The sequence below is a fragment of the Pseudomonadota bacterium genome (assembly GCA_026388215.1).
In the GTDB taxonomy this organism is placed as follows: Bacteria; Desulfobacterota; Syntrophorhabdia; order Syntrophorhabdales; family Syntrophorhabdaceae; genus JAPLKF01.
In genome coordinates this window covers 1-2,856 of sequence record JAPLKF010000237.1, presented here as the reverse complement: position 1 = coordinate 2,856, position 2,856 = coordinate 1, and the positions used below count along the sequence as shown (strand labels likewise).

At 42.9% G+C, this 2,856-nt stretch carries 3 protein-coding genes; all 3 read left to right on the top strand.

Features of this window, described 5'->3' with window-relative positions:
* Positions 1-477, top strand: a 477-nt coding sequence (locus tag NTU69_11610) for a TolC family protein (protein ID MCX5804155.1), incomplete at its 5' end; no start/stop codon positions are given.
* On the top strand, positions 464-1,609 hold the full coding sequence (locus NTU69_11605; protein ID MCX5804154.1) for an efflux RND transporter periplasmic adaptor subunit: 1,146 nt from the start codon (positions 464-466) through the stop codon (positions 1,607-1,609). The genes NTU69_11610 and NTU69_11605, both read left to right, overlap by 14 nt.
* On the top strand, positions 1,606-2,856 hold a 1,251-nt coding region (locus tag NTU69_11600), incomplete at its 3' end, for an ATP-binding cassette domain-containing protein (GenBank protein MCX5804153.1). The genes NTU69_11605 and NTU69_11600, both read left to right, overlap by 4 nt.

Sequence of the window (2,856 nt, the reverse complement as noted above, 5' to 3'; positions counted from 1 at the left end):
AGGGAAAGAAAGAGCAACTGGTTTCCCAGAATTGATACAGAACTCCAACAGTCAAGGCAGGATAAGCGGTTCTTTCCTGAAGGCAGGAGTGACTCATTCATGGTGAATTTTACCTTTCCACTGTTTGACGGTGTAGGAAGGCACTACAATATGATGGGTGCATTGAGTGATGTAGCTGCAGCCAAACACAGGCTTGACGAAACAAAGAGGAATGTAAAACTTGATATAATAAAGGCATTTAAAGATTATGAACTAACTATGGAAAATATAAAGATGTATAAAGAGCTTGTAAGGGAAGCAACTACAAACTTTGATCAGGCCTTTGGTGAGTATAAGGTTGGTAAGGGTGATATCCTGACACTTCTTCAGAGTGAGAGGGACCTTGCCACAGCAAAGGAAAACTACATTAGCTCGATTTATAAGGCAAACACTGCACTCGCATATCTGGAAAAGGTGGCGTATATTGGAAAGGAGTAATATGAGAAGGTATCTCATCTTCGGGGTTATTGCAGTCCTTGTTGTAGGATTTTTTATATTCTTTTTTGTAGGCAGGAAGGGAAAGGCTGAGAAAACAGGGGAACTTTTTACAGTAAAGCGAGGAAATGTAACGTACTTTACTGAACAGACAGGTATCATAAAGGCCCAGGTTGGTGCAATTGTTAAGGTAGGAACGAGGGCAACGGGAACCCTGACTCACCTGAAGTATCAGGTGGGTGATTATGTGAAGAAGGGCGAACTTATAGCAAAAATAGACGATAGAGAGATCCTTGCAAATATAAGGAACACAGAGGCTCAGATAGAAGAGCAGAAGAGGGATTTAGATGCTAAGCAGGCACAGTATGAATACAGTAAGATAAACTATGAGAGAGAAACACGACTGTTAGAAAAAGAATATACCACGAAGGATAGTGTAGACATAGCTAAGAGGGAGATGAATGTAACCTTAGCACAGGTAGAACTTGCCAAAGCAAAGGTAAAGGAGGTGATGGAGAGGCTTAACGCACTTCAGGTCTCTTTGAGCTATACAAAGATATATGCACCTATCTCTGGGTTTGTATCAACGGTCTCCACACAAGAAGGAGAAACGGTGGTATCCGGGCTTTCCGCTGCGATTCTCATTACGATTATAGATCCCAGTAAGCTTGAGATGTGGATCTATGTTGATGAAACGGATATAGGAAGGACTAAGCCAGGGATGAAGGTAGAATACTGGGTTGATACGTATCGGGATAAAAAATTTCCAGGAAAGATTGACATGATTTATCCTCAGCCTGAAATCAAAGACAACATAGTGTACTATCTCGCCATCGTAAAGATAGACCCGAAAGATACAGCACTTCTCAGGCCAGAGATGACGACACATGTGAGGATTATTGTTGAAGAGAAGACAGATGTGCTCATTGTACCGAATAATACTGTGAGATTCGAGGAAGGGAAAAATGTGGTTTACATCAAAGGTAAGGAGAAGTCGGAACGCAGGGAGGTTACTCCCGGCATAAGAGATGACCAATTTACGGAAATCATATCGGGTCTTTCCGAAGGAGAACGAATCGTTATATCAGCTGTAAAAAAGGCTCCAACAGTCGTCTCGCCAGGCCCAAAAAAGTGATTACCCTCAAAAATATTAAAAAGAGTTATTTCATAGGAGAGCGTGAATTACCTATTCTTAAGGGTATAAACCTCGAGATTGGAAAGGGTGAATTTGTGCTTCTCATGGGCGTTTCAGGGTCAGGCAAAACGACGCTCATGAATATTGTAGGCCTCCTTGATAAACAGACAGAGGGTGAATACCAATTCATGGAGACCAGTATTGATGGTCTCGATGATGAGGTGCTTGCCGCCATGAGAAATATGCATATCGGTTTTGTATTTCAGCAGTTTTTCCTGCTTCCATACCTTAACGCCATAGAGAACGTCCTGATACCGATTGTCTATTCTCATAAAGAGATAAAACATCCCCGGGAAAAGGCTAAATTGCTCTTGGGAAGGTTTGGTCTTTCAGAAAGAATACACAATAAACCTTCACAACTCTCAGGCGGTGAGCAGCAACGGGTTGCGATAGCACGAGCCTTGATTAATGACCCCGACCTTATCCTTGCAGACGAGCCAACCGGTGCACTTGATTCTAAAACCGGCAATGAGATTATGGAGCTTTTCCGTATACTCAACGAAGATGGGAAGACTGTCATTGTTGTGACTCATGACCCGAAGCTTGCATCCTTTGGAAAAAGATTAATAAGGATAGAAGATGGGACAATTTCCGAAGATATCACAAGTTATCTAAAGATCCTGTACTATTACCGGGGTAGGGTAGTCTTTTCCTTTTCCGGTGTTGCCCTCGGTATTCTCTCTATATGTGTAATCATAACCACTATAGAAGGGGCAAATAAGAAGGCTCACGATATTTTTGAAATTCTGGGTCCAGACTCCATCATGATCTTTGGCGGTGGGGAGAGGCAGCGGGCAGCGAGGGTGAGAATAAATACCCTGACCTTCCGTGATGCTGAGCTACTCCAGAGAATACAAGGTATCTACGATCTGATGAAGGTTTATCAAGTGAGAAATGTCACGATGAGGTATAGGGATAGAAACTGGCAGACCCAGGTCGTTGGGTCTACCACGAACTACTTTGAATCCTTTTCATGGGGGTTTCAGGTAGGTTCTGTTTTTACCAATGACGATTATGCCAATGCAGAGGCAGTCTGTGTTATTGGTTCAAAGGTATACGATGAGCTCTTTAAGGGCGAAGATGCCGTAGGCAAGGTAATACTTGTGGGTAAGTTACCAACAAAGGTTATTGGTGTCCTTGAAGAAAGAGGTGGCAGTACAGGCGGTCCGAATATAGACGACAGGGTG